Consider the following 17804-nt stretch of genomic DNA (forward strand, 5'->3'; position numbering starts at 1 on the left):
GCCATGTAATATAAATGCATGATGCGCGGTTTTGATCGCGCCCATATCCCGGCTTGCAAGGGTCAACTTTGTTCAACCAGGGAGTGAATCATGAAGCGGGTGCAAATAGTAATAGCAACATTGTTGGCCGGAACCGCGATGCAGACGCACGCTCGGGAGAAGCTTGATGCCAAATCGGCAGCTCCTGTTGCGGTGATCGGGACGGAAAGCTTAGATGAAAATGTCGACAGGCTGGTCGATATCGGTACCCTGTGCGGCCAGAACAGAGGTAATCCGGCCTATGGCGTCAACGCAACGCCCGGCCAGATGCCCGAAGTGCACATCCGCGGATTCAAATCGGAATATGGCAGCCGCTATGGCGCGGTATTGAACGGTGTTGTGGTGAGGGGATCCAGCGCGGTTACCCCGGATGGCAGGCCGCTTCTGCCCTCGAAGTTGCAACAGATCGAAATTTTGCAATCGCCGCAGGAACTGAAATGCGAAGTCCTTCCCGACCGGAATATAGCTTATGCCGGCGGCGGGTTGCCATCGCTCCCGCCGCCACCCGACCCTTCGCTGGAAGTCCAGGCTTTGCCGCCGGACGTCAAGTCCGGGCGCTCCGTTCCAACCGCTGCGGATATCAGAGCGGAGCTGGATGGCCTGGTGGCACTGTGCCGAAATGGCGCCGACGCAGAAACCAACGCTTCCAGGATCAAGCGCTATGAAAGACTGTTTGGCCAATGGCGGGAGCTCAGGGCAATCAGGGACGACCTGCGCGAGCGGTTGCTGACCAATGACCCGGACTTGAATCGGGAAGATGCGATCAACCAGCTCCGCAAGCTCGACCCGGCAATCGATGGCGTGATATTTCCGAGTCAGCTGAAATGCCCGCCAACGCCAGCGGAACTGGCCCAATCCGCATCAGATCCGGCCATTTTATACAAAGAATATTCGATGTCGGCGGGTGCGATATATATCAACGAGCGGGCCAATCTTCTGTCGGATTTCAGGCAACCGCCTTCCGGCAAACAGAGCGAAATAACATTGAGACCGGGACTGACGGCAGACAATGGTCTTCGTCCTGTGTCCGACGAACAAACGGGCTCCTACGGGCAGACCAATACTAAAGCGGGCTATGATGATGCCGAGGTCACCCTCTATATCGGCGGGAGCTTGGGCCATCTCGACTTGGGCGGCCAGGAAACCGGCATCGGCTTTCAGCGCACAGGTCCCGGAACGGAAACCTTCGCCGACACGGCAACAACAGAATTTGACAGCGTCACACTGGCTGCCAGGCTGACCTACAGGCTGAACGACGCGCTCAATCTGTACGGCGGCTATGCTTATAGCGAAGGCGATGCGCGGACGGAATTTGCGATACCGGCGGGCGGGGCAACGGATGTCGGCTTCGTCTATGGCGAAACCTCACCCAGCGGGTCTACGGGTCTTGCCATCGGAAATCGCGGTCTGACGGGATTCAACGAATCCGACTTCAGTTTTCACGAATTCAAAATCGGTCTATCCACGCCGATTGCCAGCAAGGACGGATTCAGCGCCTTCGCATCGGCTTTCGCCAATGTCCTGCTGTTCGACATGGACTTTGACAGCAAGGCCGAGTCGACGGTTTTCGGTTCCGTTCTCGAACAGAGCCGCGACCAGAGCGTTTCCAGCACATATCTGGGTATCGGAGGCGCGCTGGGCGTCAAACAGCAGATCGCTCCCGGTGTCGCGCTGACCGGCTCTGCCGCTGGCGGTATCTACTATCGCGACAGCGACCTCTATTCGATGGAGCGGAACAGCTGCGCCCTATGTCCTCCGGCCGACCAGGATTTCACGCTGACCTTCGATGAATCGGATTCCGGTGCAGCCTTTGCCGGCAGCGTGTCGGCGGGGCTGGAATTTGATGTCACACCTGAGGTCAAATTCGCGGTCGGTGCGGACGCCAGCTATCTCTCGGACACGGGGAAAATCATCAATCCCAGCTCCGGTGATCAGGTGCTGCAGGGAGAGACGACGCGGCTCGGGACAACCGATGCATGGCGCTGGCGGGCCACGGCAGGGTTCAAGCTGAGATTCTGACAGAAACTCAGTCTGCGCCGGTGGGGCGGGAGCAGCGCGCTTTTAGTCGGGCTGGCTCCTTGCCATCCACAACATGCCGAAGCCCACGGCCAAGGCCGCAAAAGAAAGGAATATTTCAAATTCGTGATTGGTCATGAATCCCGGTTTAGCAGGCAACGGCTAACAGCCGGTTAAGTCTGCGACGCTCTTTATCGAACCGGTTTTGACCGATAGCGGCTCGGGAAATGCCGCTTCAGATTGGCTATTTTCGGCTTATCCCAGCGCACGATATAGCCCTGGCGCGGATTTTTCTGGATGAAATCCTGATGATAGGTTTCGGCGGGGTAAAAAGCCTGATAGGCCTCGATTTTGGTCACGATCGGTCGTTTCCAGTAACGCCCCTTTTCGAGCTGCGCGAGATAGGCACGGGCGGCTCTGGCCTGCCCCGCATTCATCGGCACCAGCGCGCTGCGATATTGTTTGCCGCGATCCGGCCCCTGGGCGTTTAGCATGGTCGGGTCGGCAATCACCGAGAAGAAAATCTGCATCAACTGGCCATAGCTGATCGTGCGGGGGTCATAGACCACCCGCACCGCTTCGGCATGATCGGTCAGGCCGGCGCTGACCAGCTTGTAGGACGCGCTGCTTTTGCTGCCGCCATGATAGCCGGAGGTAACACTGATCACCCCCTTGCTATGTTCGAAAACGCCTTCCACGCCCCAGAAACAGCCGCCTGCAAAAATCGCGACGGCACGCTTGCCGGTCTCGCCTGCTCTGACCCGCGGCATCGGTATGATCGTGGCCTTCTCTGCGGCATGCGCCGTTCCAACAAAAGGCGCAGTCCCGCCGCGCTCGTCGGGAAGCGATGTGTGTAATCCGGCCCAAATTGCGCCAAAACAGGCGAAGGCGGCACCAAAAAGAAGCGTTCTGGAGAGAAACGGCCCCATTGGCGATTAACTCAGGAGCTGGGAAGCGGCGCTGATCGTGGTCGACAGATTCTGGCCGAAGTCGGCACGTTGATCCGCAGGTTGCATGATAAACAGCATCAGAGCACCCGCGATAAAGCCGCCGCCGAGGCTGTAGGTCAAATCGGATTTGAATAATTTCATCATGGTCGATTCCTTGGGGATAATATGCTGTTCGCAGCATCCCGCCTGTTGGTTACGACCATTAATATAATATTCCTGTCGCCGCTGTGAATAGGATCACAGAGGCAAATTCAGTTTGCCGGAGAAAAGATTTTCTATTGGCGGGGGTTTTTAGAACCTCAGGCGCCGGGAAGGTTTACCGTGTCTCGCGGCAATTCGCTTCGCTCACGCCTCCGACGGGGCGGGCTATCATCCGACGCGCAGTCGCGCTTGCCTCGCTCTGCTCGGTTAGACATCAGCCAATAGCGGAAGTGCCAAAGCGACGCGAAGCGGAGGCAAGCGCGACCGCGCGTCCGAGCTTATGCGAGGATAGCCAAGCAGGCGGATGCCTGCGCCCGGCGCTTGAGGTTTATTTCAAAGCCGCACAGGCCCGCTGGATCCGTTCACAGGCCTCGGTCAATATCTCTTCCGATGTCGCGTAGCTGATCCGGAAGGCTGGCGAGAGACCGAAGGCCGCGCCGTGCACCGCCGCAACCTGCGCCTCTTCCAGAAAATAGGTGATCAAATCCTCGTCCGTCGCAATGACCGCACCTTTTGGCGTCGCCTTGCCGATCAGGCCGCTGGCATCGGGATAGACATAAAAGGCCCCTTCGGGAACCGGGCATTCGAGCCCCGGCGTGTCGTTGATCATCGACACTACGAGATCGCGGCGTTTCTCGAAAGCGGCGTTGCGCTCGACCAGAAAATCCTGCGGACCATTAAGCGCCGCCACTGCCGCCGCCTGTGAAATCGAACAGGGATTGGAGGTCGACTGCGATTGCAACTTGCCCATCGCCTTGATCAGCCATTCCGGACCACCGGCATAGCCGATCCGCCAGCCGGTCATCGCATAGGCCTTGGACACCCCGTTCACCGTCAATGTCCGGTCAAACAGCTCCGGACAGACCTGCGCGATCGTCGCGAAAGGAAAGTCGGCATACCAGATATGCTCGTACATATCGTCGGTCATCACCAGCACATTTTCATGCGGCAAAACCACTTCGCCCAGTGCCTTGAGCTCTTCTCCGCTATAAGCAGCACCAGTCGGGTTGGATGGCGAGTTGAGCAGCAGCCATTTGGTTTTCGGCGTGATCGCCGCTGCCAGCTGCTCCGGTGTGATCTTGTAATCCTGGTCCGCACCGGCCTCGATGATCACCGGTGTACCGCCCGCGAAATTCACGATATCGGGATAGCTGACCCAGTAAGGCGCGGGGATGATCACCTCGTCACCCTCGTCCAGCGTCGCCACCAGCGCGTTGAACAAGGTGTGCTTGCCGCCGCTGTTGGCCGAAATCTGCTTCGGCGTGTAGGTCAGGCCATTGTCGCGCGCGAACTTGCCGATAATCGCCTGTTTCAGCGCTGCGGTGCCGTCGACCACGGTATAATTGGTCTCGCCGTCGCGGATCGCCTGGATAGCCGCTTCCTTGACGAAATCCGGCGTATCGAAATCCGGTTCGCCCGCCGACAGACCGATTACGTCAACGCCCTGCGCTTTCAGTTCTGTGACCTTGGCGGACATCGCCAATGTTGCTGATGGTTGAATACGTCCGAGAGCTTTGGAAATGCGGGTCATGGGAATCCTGTCGAAAGGAATGAACACGACTGCCTAATATCATTGGTGCTGCACTGCAACAGGGAGAATGGCTCAGCTGCGTTTTTTCACAAATTCGGCGCGCAGCACCAGGCCCTTGATCCCCTCGTGCTTGCAGTCAATCTCCTGCGCGTCGCCGGTCAGACGGATCGACTTGATCAGGGTCCCGCGCTTCAGCGTCTGGCCCGCGCCCTTGACCTTGAGGTCCTTGATCAGCGTCACCGCATCGCCGTCAGCCAGCAGATTGCCTACGGCGTCGACCACTTCCGGCCCCGCGGATCGGGCCGCCGCATCTTCGGGACTCAGCCATTCGCCGGTCTCTTCATCATAGATATAATCGCCGCCGTCATCCCCGGCACCATCGCTCATCACAGCGACTCCAGCGCCTGTGCGATATCGGCAATGATATCGTCGATATGTTCGATCCCGACCGACAGGCGGACCACATCGGGACCGGCACCGGCGGCGACAAGCTCGTCTTCCGACAGCTGGCTGTGGGTGGTCGAGGCGGGGTGGATGATCAGCGATCTTGTGTCGCCGATATTCGCGAGATGGCTGAACAGCTTGACCGCGCTGACCAGCTTCACACCCGCATCATAGCCGCCCTTCAGACCAAAGGTGAACACCGCGCCGCCCTTGCCGCCGAGATATTTCTGCGCCAGCGCGTGATAGTCGCTGTCGGGCAGCCCGGCATAGGAGACCCAGCTGACCTCCTCGCGCCCCTGCAGCCATTTCGCCAGCGCCAGCGCATTGTCGCAATGGCGCTCCATCCGCAGCGCCAGCGTCTCCATGCCGGTCAGGATATAGAAGGCATTTTGCGGCGCCAGCGCCGGCCCGAGATCGCGCAGCGACAGCGCCCGCGCCGCGAGGATGAAGGCCAGCTCGCCAAAGGCATCGGTGAAGACCTTGCCGTGATAGCTGGGGTTGGGCTGGTTGAGAAAGGCGAATTTGTCGCTCTTGGTCCAGTCGAACTTGCCGCTGTCGACGATCAGACCGGCGATGCTGTTGCCATGACCGCCGAGAAATTTGGTGCCGCTCTCGACAACAATATCCGCGCCATGTTCGATCGGGCGGCAGAGCACCGGCGAGGCCATGGTATTGTCGACCACCAAAGGAATACCCGCCGCGTGGGCGATATCGGCAATGGCGGCAATATCCTGCACCACGCCGCCGGGATTGGCGAGGCTCTCGATAAACACGCAGCGCGTGTTATCGGTGATCGCGCCCCTGACCTCGTCCATATTGTCGGCGTCGACAAAGCTGACGTTCCAGCCGAATTTCTTCACCGAATGGGCCAGCTGGTTGAGCGAGCCGCCATAGAGCTTCTTCGCCGCGACAATATGCGCGCCGGGGTCCATCAGCACATGAAAGACGATCAGCTGCGCCGCGTGGCCCGAAGCCACTGCCAGCGCCGCCACGCCGCCCTCCATCGCCGCAATCTTGCCCTCCAGCGCGCCATTGGTCGGGTTCATGATGCGGGTGTAAATATTGCCGAACGCATCGAGATTGAACAGATCGGCGGCATGATCGACATCATCGAAAACATAGGAGGCCGTCTGGTAAATCGGCGTGATCCGCGCGTTGGTCGTCGGGTCCGGTTCGGTACCGGCATGTACGGCCATGGTTTCCAGACGGGGGGTCTCAAGCTGATCGGTCATGATGCGTCCTTGTGCAAAGAAGTAAGCCGTGTGCCTAATATCAATGCGCCGTCACCGCAACCAAGCTTGTGATTGCCCGGGTGCATGTTTGTGCCGTCACCAGGGTTCCCACAGTCGACTGCACCAAAAGCCAACCGTCATCCCGGCGCAGGCCGGGATCGAAACCGTCAGCAATGCATCTCAGGTGACCCGGTTCAACATAATCAGATATACCGCCGACAGCACAATCCACATCCCGTCCAGCGTCTTGAGCCTTCTTGCGCCCAGCCACAGCGCAATCGGACGGGCAAGAAAGGCGCCCAGCACCGCGCCCGGTGCGGCCAGCAGCACGATCTCCCACGGCATCGTCCCCGCCTGAATATGCCAGACACTGCCAACCAGCGCGCTGACCGAGGAAATGACGCAGGCCGTGCCGGTACACAGCAGCACCGGATAGTGGCGGATGAACAGATAGAGCGCGACCAGTTCGCCGATGCCAACCGAAAACAGCGCGTTCAGCGCGCCGCCGGGAATGGCGATCAGCATCAGGATCAACAGGTCGATCTTTTCCAGCCGTGCCCGCTCCGGCCGGTCATGATTGATCGTCCAGGTGGTGATGATCAGCGCAAGGCCCAGAAAAATGGAAAAGATCTTGTAGCCGAGCAGGATCAGATGCCCGTCGACCATGGCCAGGCGCTGCATCGCCAGCATTGCTGGCAGCGCCAGGGCGAGCACGGCCAGTATCACCAAAGCAAAATCGCGCGGACGGACATGCGCTTCGCGTGAGCAAGCCGCCGGAACCGGCTGATGCAGCAGACGGTCGGTCCAGCGCAGACCGCCGATGGTCATGCCAAAGCTCTGGATCGCCATCGACGCCGCGGTGACCCGCAGCGGATCCAGCGTCATCACGCCATGCTCGCGCAGCCCGTTGAACACCGGCACAAAAACCACCCCGCCCCCGGTCCCCGACGTATTGGCAATAACCGCCGCCAGCGCCCCGATGCCGGGGAGAAACCACAGCTGGACGATCAGAGCAGGATCATAAGAGGTAAACAGCAATATACCGGCATAAAGCGCGAGCAGCACAACACCTCCCCATAATACGAGTCGGCCTTGCGCCGGTGTTGGGAATTTACGGTGGGGATCGGTCATGCGGCGGCTGCAATTGCTGAAGAGAAATACATTATTCGGGCAAGCGTTTATCGGATGCTCGCTTAGGCAAGCTCAAGCTTAAGTCGATCAGTCAAAGCGCAATCGTCTCTTAGATGCATAAAAAACTGCGGTGGTTGAAAGTTGATTTTAATAGAGCGAATTGCATCAAGATGAAGCGGGTTGCGCAATAACTCCACGTCTTGAATGACTAGGGCCGTAGCACTTTCCCGACCGCACAAATATTCATCAAATTCAGGTTTTGAGATAGCAAGAGAGTGCCAGTGCCGTTCCCAAATCTCTTCAATCGGTAGGGTTTCTATTCGTTGTAATTTGCAAACTGCTGCAACGGTCGCGATTGGCGATTTACAGTAAAGCCAAATTCTTGAGCCGTGTGAAATTTTCGGCGCTCGTCTACGAAGTTCAACAGATTTTTTGCCTGACACAATACTTTCAAAATATCGTTTCTGCACCGAAATAAGAATGTCAGCTTTATCCAATGTAGGGCGCTCCTGCTCGAATGAGAGCCATGCACTGGTCTGGGTTGATTGGCGTGGATGTAATAAAGTTGGTCCCATTATCGCAACCTAATTGACCAAGTTCTCTGTAACCAATCGGATTTGCGAAAAGCATGATGCTGTCGATGTCCGTCACCGTCGTAAGTTTTTTGTAATCGGTGATACCATCAATAGCTTGATCTGGTAACACGCCTCGATCAACGCTAATCGATTTGGCTTGTTCCTTAGTCAAAGAGTAACGCTTGAGAATTCTAGCAACAGCAATAATTGCGCTTCGCCCATTTTGCTTTGAAGATTCATAGAAGAACGCCAGTCCTCCTTCAGGCACTGAACCATAATTTCCACCTATATACGCTTTTGTTGGTTTTAGGATTGCTGATTGCTGATCGAGGAATGACGGCTGCTGCCCACCATGAAACAAGTCTTCAGCGTAAGAAGGCCAGATGGGGAATATGACACCAGGTCTATCTTGTGCGCTGAGAACAGCTGGGCTTAACAATTCCTCTAACTCTAAAAGACTTACGGCAATCTGGTTGCCTTTGGCATCCTGAATCTTAATGGGGTTTGAGCCGTGGGAGCTCAAAGAGCCAGATACCTTTATCCCAATTGCCTCTTCTACATCATCCTTTAACTTGTTCCAGTGTTCGGGCACAATTGCACGACCAAGACATGCTTTACGGAGCATAGAATTCTTCGGTCTATCTGCTATTTCTGAATGAAACCCAAAAGAGATGGCGGTTGAACGGACTAGATGTTGATGAACTAAGGTTTTGAGTGAAAAAATCGCAACATTCTGATGCCCAATATCGCGACACGCAGATTCAAGTAGGTTATTAATTCCCAGTGACGCATCCGGATGCCCTTCGTCTGCGTACACATAGAGTTGGCGTTCACCGGACGCAGCAGAAGGCGCATCCCAAGATGCAAAGCAAATCAAGGCACCATTAGATCGTACCAATTCTCGCCGTCTCGGGGCACTCGCCGTACCTGCCGCAGTGACAGTACGCACGACCTGCTCGGGAAGATGAAACTTTGACAGAAGTAAATTTAAGCATGTTTTGTCAGTCTCTGAAAAGTGACAGCGTTCGATAGTAGCATTTTTGGTAGAAGCGAAGGTGCTTGGGGCACCGCCATACTCTACAGCAAAGCCTTGGCCGAATGCACTGGGCGACAAAATTGCTAACCCGAAAACAGCTTCTAATTCTGTACTCGCTCTCAGAATTGGAGTGTCTGAGGTGATGAAGCCCTTCGCATTTTCCAAGATTGCGGTCGTTAAATGGCGCAAATCGGCTTCATCGTTTGCTTTCAAGGTTCCCGCATTCGCCTTCTCTGGGAAGACAACCGGCAACAGCTTTTCGCGATATTCTCTGAGCTGATCGCTGGAAGGCAGCCTTAGACGAGGAAGAGCTCGACAAAGGCCGAGAATAGGGTCCGGTTTGTCGGGCAACGTGTGCTTCTCAAGTTCAGCAATCAGCTCATCTGTAATCGCAATTCTCGCACCATTTTCCATTCCCGCTGCGATAACACCTTGCGCGACTTTCGACCTTGGTCGTTTCTTCGTGACGTCAAAGATTACGTTCAAATCCAAAATGTAGAGTGGCGAACTGCTCTGGTAAGGTGACCGGAATGCAATCGAATGAACCGGGCTAGAAGGTCGTTCAAGAGAATCTAGAAGGCTGGGTGTCGACAAATCTCGTGCGCGAACATTGATGAGCCGTTGCGTCGTCTTCCCACCGGGCTTTGTGGTGACAATATCAAAACCCATGCTGTCATAAAAACTATTGGCATCGGTTAGGTCGGAAGCGACGTTTGCGACTACGCTCAAGAAGCCCTTGTCTTCCAAGCGCTGAAACACTGCGGCAAGCAGTTTTTCACCAACCTTCTGACCTCTTCGGTCCGGTAATACGTATGTTTGAAATATTTTTGCCTGCGGGAACGCTCCACCGTACAGTACATAACCTGCCAACGAATGATCGTCGTCGGATATCGCAATGACCGCTCTTTCTTGATATACAAATTCTTTATAAGCGCCAGGCACTAAAAACCCGAATGCGTTCCGTTCAGAGTCACCAGCTGCCTGAATTTCGTCGATATACGATTCGATCGTCTCGCGGCTGGTCACAATATTAATCGACATTCAAGAATCGCTAGCTTGAAACGAACAAAATTTCCACAGTTATCAATAGAGCTACATCCGATGCTACAGAGCCAAAGAACAATGCTCATACATTTCAATTTTTTAGAAAAATGGTGCCACTCGCGAGAATTGAACTCGCGACCTCGTCATTGCCAATGACGGCCTCTACCTCTTGGTTAATGCAAACGAACCATTTTCATCCGCTCGGGTTCTTGGTGACAGCACACTAACCCGCCACCGCACCCCCAACCAACCCCCGCACACTATTCCCCACCAGAAACCCGCCAGCCAAATCCTCCGCGCGCAAATCCGCCTCGACCGCCTGCCCGCTCTCCAGCAGTTCCGCCCTCAGCACGCCCGGCAATACGCCCCGGCCCAGAGGCGGCGTCAACAGCACCCCGTCGCGCTCGACAAACACATTCCAGATAGCGCCTTCGGTGACGAAACCGTCCGCATCGACAAAGACCGGGTGCACGCCGTCTGCCAGTCCGTCGACCGTGTAAACCCGCCGGTCGCTGGTCTTGTGGTGCAGGCGGAAGTCCGCCCTGTCGGCCTGCATCGGTACCAGCCGGCATGGGACCGGTCCGTCCTGCGGGGCGGGCATTGGCTTCAGCTCGATCGCCAGCGCGCCGGACTGGCCGAGGTGCAGCCGGACCATCGCCGGGTTGTCCTGGTGAAAGGTGATCGCCTGGATCGCGTTGCGCGCGGCGTGGCGGTCGAATTCGAACTCCAGCGCCGCGGCGCTTTGCTTCATCCGTTCCAGATGCGCCTCCAGCCGCTTGATGCCGCTGGCGGGTTCAAAGGCCATGGTTTCGATCAGGTCGACCCGATGGCCATCCTGTGCATTGGCATCCACTTTCGCAAATCTCCCCTTGGCGAGACATTCCCGCCATTCGTCATCCCCGTTTGAGTCCGCCACTATGCCAGAGCCGAGGCCGATGGAAAGCGTTTCTTTGCCATCTTCCTTTTTGCCATCTTCCTTTTTGCCATCTTCCTTTTTGGCGGTGTCCTTTTCGGCGGTGTCCGGCCCGGGCGGAATGAACAGGGTACGGATCGCGACATTGAAGGCGGCGTCGGAGCCGCCCTTGTCATCCGGCGGATCGATCCGGCCGATCGAGCCGCAATAGATGCCGCGGGCGTCGGGCTCCAGCTCGTCGATAACCTCCATCGCCCGGATTTTCGGGGCGCCGGTGATCGATCCGCAGGGGAAAATCTGCCGGATCACGTCGACCGCGTCGAGCCCGTCCTGCAGCTGCGCGGTGACCGTTGAGGTCATCTGGTGGATGGTCGGATAGCTTTCGACATGGAAGAGTTCGGGCACCTTGACGCTGCCCGGTGCCGCCACCCGCGACAGGTCGTTGCGCAGCAGGTCGACGATCATCAGATTTTCCGCCCGCTGCTTGGGGTCGCTCTGCAATTGCGCCTGCACCGCCGCATCGGCCTGCGGTTCGGCGACCCGTGCCGCCGTGCCCTTCATCGGCTTGGCGGTCAGCCGCCCGTCTTTCAGCGCGAAGAACAGCTCCGGCGAAAAGGACAGCATCCAGTTGCTCCCGTCAAACACCACGCCGCCATAGCCCGCCCTGGCCCGCTCGCGGATCGCGGCATAAAGCGCCAGCGGGTGGCCGGCATGGCGGGCGGTGGCACGAAAGGTCAGATTGGCCTGATAAATGTCCCCGGATCGGATATAATCGCGCACTTTCCGGAAAGAATCGTCGTAAATGGTCCGCGAAACGGCAGGGGTGATCCGGCCAAGCCAGGCGCCGTTGCGGTCGGGCAGATTCTCCAACAGGTCAGACTCTGTTAATTGCTTGTATTCTTGGAATATTCCGAACCATATCAAGGGGGCAGGCCGGTCTGTTGGGAGCCGCCCGCGCAGCCGATCCTCCAGCCCCAGTCCGGCCTCGTAGGACAGATAGCCGGCAACATGACAGCCCTCGGCCCGCGCCTCCGAGACCGACTGCAAACATGTTTCCAATTCTTCCAATCTGTCGGCCCGCAGGACCGCCACCGGGTCCCGGTAGAGCCGCGCCGGAGCCGCGCCCTGCTCCCGGGCATCGTCGAGCAGGACGAAGGGCATATTTCCATCAAACATGCCCCACCCCTAATTGCTTTTCCCCCAATTCGTCCATAAGATTGGCGAAAGAAAAACGGGGGAGTGATTGGAATGCGGTTAGCGCTGGCGGGTCAGATGGGCATGGCGTTATTGGCTTTTGCCAGCCCTGCCCATGCGGCATCAGCGGAGTTCGCCCCGCAACCGGCAGCGCTGGTCTCAGACGAAATTCCCGACATATCACTGGACATCGTCGAGCAAACGCGACCCTATATGGAATATCGTACCGCCAGCTTTGTCGACTGGGATCCTGCAAGCCGGGCGATGCTGATCGCTACCCGCTTTGCCGACACTCGCCAGCTGCACCGGGTCGCCGCACCGATGGCAGGGCGGGAACAATTGACCTTTGCCAGCGAGCCGGTGGGCAGTGCCCGCTATGCCCCGGACGGGTCATCCTTGCTGTTCCAGAAGGACAGCGGGGGCAACGAGGTCAACCAGATTTACGCGCTGGAAAATGGCCAGCCCAAATTGCTCACCGACGGCAAAAGCCGCAACAGCCTTGGCCCCTGGTCGAGCAGTGGCAAGCTGGTCGCCTTCGGCTCGAACAAGCGCACGGGACTTTACAACGATATTTATCTGATGAACCCGGCCCATCCCGAGAGCGCCCGGATGCTGGTCGCCTCCACCGGGGGCGGCTGGTTCCCGATTGATTTTTCGCCCGACGACAAGCAGCTGCTCGTGTTCAACTATGTCTCGGCCACCGAAAACCAGCTCTATCTGATCGACATCGCCGAAGGCAGCCTGCGCAAGCTGACCAACAGCAGCACGCCGGTGGCCTATGAGGGGCTGCGATTTGCGCCGGATGGCAGGCTTTGGGCGGCTTCCGACGACGGCAGCGACGTCAAGCGCCTCGGCATTGTCAATCTGGAAACATCCCTGTTTGAACCCTTGATCGACGAGAAAATCTGGGACGTCGCCGATTTCGACATCAGTCCCGACGGTCGCTGGATCGCCTTTGAAGTCAACCAGGCCGGCCGCTCGGTGCTCAAATTCTATGACATGAAAAGCGGTGCAGTCCGCGCGGTGGACGCGCTCCCGGCCGGGGTGGTGAGCGGCATGAAATTTGCGCCCTGGGGCGCGCTGGGCCTGACCCTGAACAGCAACCGGACCGGCACCGATGCCTATGCCATAGACCCGGACACGCTGACGGTTGTGCGCTGGACCAAGAGCGAAACCGGCGGGCTGGACACGGCAGACAATGTCGCGCCCGAACTGGTCGAGATCGAAAGTTTTGACGGCGAGAAAATGTCGGGATTCCTCTACCGCCCCGATCCCGCCTGGCACCAAGGAGAACGACCGCTGATCATCAATATTCACGGCGGCCCCGAAGGCCAGGCTACTCCGCGCTTTCTTGGCCGCGACAATTATCTGGTCAATGAGCTCGGCATCGCAATTTTCTATCCCAATGTCCGGGGGTCGACCGGCTTTGGAAAAAGATTCGTATCGCTCGACAATGGTCCCTGGCAGCGGGAAAATAGTGTGCTCGACATCGGCGCATTTCTGGATCATCTGCGCAGGGACCGCAAGATCGACCCCAAGCGGATCGCCGTGACCGGCGGCAGCTATGGCGGCTATATGACGCTGGCGTCAATGTTGCGCTATGGCAAAAGGCTGAAAGCCGGCCTGGAAACAGTCGGCATTTCCAATTTCGTCACTTTCCTGGAGAACACACAGGCCTATCGCCGCGATCTGAGGCGAGCGGAATATGGCGACGAACGTATCCCCGAACAGCGCATCAAGCTGCAGGAAATCAGCCCGCTACTCCGCGCCAGCGAGATTAAAATTCCGCTGATGGTCGTCACCGGCGCCAATGACCCGCGCGTCCCGGCGAGCGAAGCCGACCAGATCGTTTCCGCCGTGCGCGCCAACGGACGCCCCGCCTGGCATTTGCTCGCCGAAAATGAAGGGCATGGTTTCCGCAAGAAGACCAATGCCGACTATCAATTCTGGGCGAGCCTGATTTTCTGGCAAAAATATCTGCTGGATGAAAATCGAAATTAGGCGCCCCAACAGGGAGAAAGACGATGAAACTCGGAGCCTTTTCCATAAGCCTGTCGGTCAAGGATATTGCCCGGTCAAAAGCCTTCTACGAGAAGCTGGGCTTTAGTCCGTTCGGCGGTAACGAGGAGCAGAAATGGTTGATCCTGAAAAATGGCGAGACGGTGATTGGCCTGTTCGAAGGAATGTTCTCAGGCAATATGCTGACCTTCAACCCCGGCTGGGATCAGAATGCGCAAAATATTGATGACTTTGATGATGTCCGCACTATTCAAAAATCAATGCTCGCCGCCGGTGTCGTGCTCGACAGCAAAACCGAAGGCAGCGAAGGCCCGGCCAGCATCATGCTAACCGATCCCGATGGCAATCCGATCCTGATCGACCAGCACCGCTAGAGGGCTAGTTGCGCAAATTGGGATGATTGCCGATGCTCGCCCGGATCGCGTCCAGTGCCGGTTTGCGCATCGCTGATTTCTGATAGGCATAGGCGTGGCCCGGCAGCTTCGCTAACTGACCGGCAATTCCGACAGCTTGTTCCTGCAGCTTGTCAGGTTCAACCAGCATATCGAGATAGCCCGCCTCGACCGCGCCCTTTGGATCGTAGATGAAGGCCTGGATCATCGCCCGGGTCTGATGCAGCGGACTGAGCCGGCCACGCGCAAGCTCGACGGCAAATACCGGAAGCGTCATACCGGTAATCGATTCATTCGCGCCCAGCTTGAAATCACCCGCCGCCCCTATCCGTGTGTCGCAGGCCATCAGCAGGAACACGCCCATGGCAATCGCATGGCCATTGCAGGCTGCCACCACAGGCAGTGGCCCACCATAGAGACGAAGCACCAGTTCCGACGCCCGGTCTAGCAAGCGAACGGAATCTTCGCGGTTAAAGCTGCCCATCATCCCGAGATCAAAACCACCGGAAAAACGTCCTTCGCGACCCGTCAGGACAATCGCTTTGGCATCGCTTTCGGCTTTATCCACTGCATCGTTCAACGCCTCCATCACCGTGAAATTGATGGCGTTGGCTTTGCCATCGTCCATGGTAATCATGGCCACATCATTCTGGATATCGACGGAAATGCTCATTGCCTGTCCTTCTCAAACTCGATTTAATTGATCGGTTAAGCCTATTGCGGAAAACGCGCAGGTCAATGGAAAAATCCGTACGAAGCGCTATGAAAACCGATGAAAAAGGCGCGCAGGCAAACAAGCCGTAACGGCAGAATGTTCAGACTATCTGCCCTATTATTTTTGCTAAACGCGCCACGTCCTGACGATCATGATAGAGCGCGAAGCCAATCCGCAGCACATCACCGCGGACATCGGTGACAACATTCCGGTCCGCCAGTATTTTGTGAAGGGCGGGTGCCTGTTCTCCCCGAAAAGCCAGAAAACGTGCGTGCGACTGGCCATCGAGCGGGTTGAGCAGATCAAATGCGGCTAGCGGCTCATCTTCCATAAACTGCGCCTGCAGCCCTGCAACATGATCAGAGATCACCGCCGATGTGAGCCCCTCGCTCCGCAACATATCTTGCACGGCATTATACCGGTAGAGGCCGGATGGGTCAAAAGTGCTGCCCAGAAACCGCCGGCCATCCGGCGCATAGCCGACATCACCGGGCGGCAGGGAGAGATCATCGAAAGCAGCATACCAGCCGGTCACCGCCGGCCGTTCGGCAAAGCCGGGCGGCGCGTGCAGAAAGCAAACGCCCTCTCCCGCCATCGCATATTTATAGCCGCCCGCGAGATAGAAAACCCGGTCGGCGATTTGCGACAGATTGGTCTCAATCGCCATGAAGCCATGATAGCCATCGATAACAACCCACGGTCCTTCCGGACGGGCCAGCGCGGCAAGCTGATCCAGCTCCGCAATGATGGTACCGGAATTGAACAGCACATGGCTGGCAAAGACCAGGTCAAATTCGCCAGACCGTGCGGTTGCGAGCAAGCGCTCCGGCGACACCGTTTCCAGCACGACTTCTCCCGCCTCGACCCAGCGCGTCATCTGTCGGCGAAAGCTATGGAACTCACCGTCGGTCGCCAGCACTTTTGCCGGTCGTGTCGGTAGGGCAGACATTAGCCGGACCAGAAAATCATGCGTGTTGGGCGCGAAGCATAAAGTTGCGGGATCAGGGAGATTCAGCTCATCGGCAACATGCTGCTGCGCTTCGGACCAGACCGGGCCCATGATCTTGTCCCATTTGTGATCTGCCAGTGCCGCTGCATCCTGCCAGGCAGACAATTGGCCGTCATGGCTCGCATCGGGCCAGAGATGGTGACTGTGCGCGGCAAAATGGAGGCGATCGGGGTTGGCCGCCAGCGACTTGGAGAACAGATGTTTCCAGCTCATAGCTGGGTTCGCAGCGACCATAGTTCGGGAAAGGCGCGCTTGGGCAAAGTGCTTTGCAAATAGGAAACACCCGCCGTCCCGCCTGTGCCCATTTTTCCGCCGATAATCCGTTCGACGGTCAACACATGTTTGTGCCGCCAGGTAGCCATGGCGTCATCAAGATCGACCAGTTTTTCCGCCAGCTGATACAGTTCCCAATATTTTTCGGGATTGCGATAGACTTGGAGAAACGCCTTTTCGACGGATGGGCAAGGACTGTGCGAGGTTCCGAAATCCCGGCTCAGGCTGTCTTCGGAAATGTCAAAGCCCGCTCTTGCCACGGCTGCAATCGCCTCGTCCCAGATGCTTGGTTCGGTCAGCGCAGCTTGCATCGCCGCCTGCGCCTCGGGTCGATCGTCCTGATATTTCAGAAAGCCCTTGTCCTTCAGACCGAGCAGATATTCAACCGTACGGAACTGGTCCGACTGAAAGCCGGAACTGGGTCCGAGCACATGGCGAAAACGGGAATAATCGCTCGGTGTCATGGTGGAAAGCACATCCCAGCTCAGCGTCATCACTGCCTGAATCCGGCTCACCCGGGCGAGAGCCTTATAAGCCGGTACCAGCGCATCTTTTTGAATTTGCCGTTTCGCCAGACGCAATTCGCGAATCATCTGCTTCAGCCAGAGCTCCTTGGTCTGGTGGATGATGATGAACAGCATTTCATCATCTTCGCCGGATTGCGGATGCTGCGCATCGAGCAGCGTGTCGAGCGCCAGATAGCGCGCATAGGTCATCGTGGATGTATCGGTCATGCGCAACAATAACGCCCTGTCGTCGGAATGGGAAGAGAGCCCATGTCGATACGCGGCTGGACCCGCTAACCGACCAGTATCACTTCGCTTTCGCGCCGGGATATTCTGATGCCTTCTTCCGCCGTGGTTAGCCCTTCGCGGACCAGGGCGCGGGCAGCCGAGCCGAGATTGGGCTGGCGCAGAAACGCATGGGCAGCGATGCGTGCCTCATCCCCACCATCGTTGATGAGCTTGCGCAGGGTCTCGTCGATGCGGATCGCCTCGAACACCCCGATCCGGCCCTGGAAGCCGGTGTGGTTGCAATGCTCGCAGCCGGTCTCACGATAGACCACCGTGCCATTGTCAAAGCCCAGCAG

15 protein-coding genes and 1 pseudogene are annotated in these 17804 nt (G+C 57.4%); 3 read left to right on the forward strand and 13 right to left on the reverse strand.

Going from position 1 to position 17804, the window contains the following annotated elements; all coding sequences use genetic code 11:
• The first annotated feature begins 90 nt into the window (after positions 1-90).
• A complete protein-coding gene (locus ACN0WX_RS14315) occupies positions 91-2058 on the forward strand; it encodes an outer membrane protein (protein WP_417623023.1) in 1968 nt (655 codons plus the stop codon).
• 188 nt (positions 2059-2246) lie between these two features.
• On the opposite strand, the gene msrA is transcribed toward ACN0WX_RS14315, so the two are convergent.
• The 9 genes from msrA to pabB form a co-directional block, all read right to left on the reverse strand.
• The gene (msrA, locus tag ACN0WX_RS14320) at positions 2247-2984 is read right to left on the reverse strand and encodes a peptide-methionine (S)-S-oxide reductase MsrA (protein WP_417623024.1); all 738 of its coding nucleotides are present in this window, start codon (positions 2982-2984) and stop codon (positions 2247-2249) included.
• A gap of 6 nt (positions 2985-2990) precedes the next feature.
• Positions 2991-3149: a hypothetical protein gene (locus ACN0WX_RS14325; RefSeq protein WP_417623025.1), complete on the reverse strand. Its 159-nt coding sequence runs from the start codon at positions 3147-3149 to the stop codon at positions 2991-2993.
• Positions 3150-3534: 385 nt separating this feature from the next.
• A complete protein-coding gene (locus ACN0WX_RS14330; protein ID WP_417623026.1) occupies positions 3535-4737 on the reverse strand; it encodes a pyridoxal phosphate-dependent aminotransferase in 1203 nt (400 codons plus the stop codon).
• A 72-nt stretch (positions 4738-4809) separates the two neighbouring features.
• Entirely contained in the window at positions 4810-5124 is a 315-nt protein-coding gene (locus tag ACN0WX_RS14335) for an alkylphosphonate utilization protein (protein ID WP_417623027.1), read from the reverse strand.
• A complete protein-coding gene (locus ACN0WX_RS14340; protein ID WP_417623028.1) occupies positions 5124-6413 on the reverse strand; it encodes an O-acetylhomoserine aminocarboxypropyltransferase in 1290 nt (429 codons plus the stop codon). Before ACN0WX_RS14340 ends, ACN0WX_RS14335 begins: the two co-directional genes overlap by 1 nt.
• A 180-nt stretch (positions 6414-6593) precedes the next feature.
• Positions 6594-7544 (reverse strand): sulfite exporter TauE/SafE family protein, encoded by a 951-nt coding sequence (locus tag ACN0WX_RS14345; protein ID WP_417623029.1) that lies wholly within the window; start codon positions 7542-7544, stop codon positions 6594-6596.
• Positions 7545-7606: 62 nt separating this feature from the next.
• On the reverse strand, positions 7607-8041 hold the full coding sequence (locus ACN0WX_RS14350) for an ASCH domain-containing protein (RefSeq protein WP_417623030.1): 435 nt from the start codon (positions 8039-8041) through the stop codon (positions 7607-7609).
• Positions 8034-10196, reverse strand: coding sequence for a GNAT family N-acetyltransferase (locus tag ACN0WX_RS14355; RefSeq protein ID WP_417623031.1), 2163 nt, complete (start codon positions 10194-10196; stop codon positions 8034-8036). The genes ACN0WX_RS14350 and ACN0WX_RS14355 overlap by 8 nt, the downstream gene beginning before the upstream one ends.
• A gap of 226 nt (positions 10197-10422) precedes the next feature.
• Complete coding sequence (pabB, locus tag ACN0WX_RS14360) at positions 10423-12288, reverse strand: aminodeoxychorismate synthase component I (protein ID WP_417623032.1); 1866 nt, start codon at positions 12286-12288, stop codon at positions 10423-10425.
• 72 nt (positions 12289-12360) lie between these two features.
• Between pabB and ACN0WX_RS14365 the strand changes: the two genes are divergently transcribed.
• Both ACN0WX_RS14365 and ACN0WX_RS14370 read left to right on the forward strand, forming a co-directional pair.
• The gene (locus ACN0WX_RS14365) at positions 12361-14307 is read left to right on the forward strand and encodes a S9 family peptidase (RefSeq protein WP_417623033.1); all 1947 of its coding nucleotides are present in this window, start codon (positions 12361-12363) and stop codon (positions 14305-14307) included.
• A 23-nt stretch (positions 14308-14330) separates the two neighbouring features.
• Positions 14331-14699: a VOC family protein gene (locus tag ACN0WX_RS14370; RefSeq protein ID WP_417623034.1), complete on the forward strand. Its 369-nt coding sequence runs from the start codon at positions 14331-14333 to the stop codon at positions 14697-14699.
• A 4-nt stretch (positions 14700-14703) separates the two neighbouring features.
• Here ACN0WX_RS14370 and ACN0WX_RS14375 read toward each other — a convergent pair whose 3' ends face one another.
• From ACN0WX_RS14375 to ACN0WX_RS14390, 4 genes and pseudogenes are all read right to left on the reverse strand, one after another.
• On the reverse strand, positions 14704-15390 hold the full coding sequence (locus ACN0WX_RS14375; RefSeq protein ID WP_417623035.1) for a crotonase/enoyl-CoA hydratase family protein: 687 nt from the start codon (positions 15388-15390) through the stop codon (positions 14704-14706).
• A 142-nt stretch (positions 15391-15532) separates the two neighbouring features.
• Positions 15533-16654: a class V aminotransferase gene (locus ACN0WX_RS14380; protein ID WP_417623036.1), complete on the reverse strand. Its 1122-nt coding sequence runs from the start codon at positions 16652-16654 to the stop codon at positions 15533-15535.
• The gene (locus ACN0WX_RS14385) at positions 16651-17448 is read right to left on the reverse strand and encodes a tryptophan 2,3-dioxygenase (protein WP_417623037.1); all 798 of its coding nucleotides are present in this window, start codon (positions 17446-17448) and stop codon (positions 16651-16653) included. Before ACN0WX_RS14385 ends, ACN0WX_RS14380 begins: the two co-directional genes overlap by 4 nt.
• A gap of 65 nt (positions 17449-17513) precedes the next feature.
• A pseudogene (locus tag ACN0WX_RS14390) lies at positions 17514-17804 on the reverse strand (type II secretion system protein GspE); the annotation flags it as partial.

Origin of the sequence: Parasphingorhabdus sp. (genome assembly GCF_048269915.1) — a bacterium.
Taxonomy (GTDB): domain Bacteria; phylum Pseudomonadota; class Alphaproteobacteria; order Sphingomonadales; family Sphingomonadaceae; genus Parasphingorhabdus.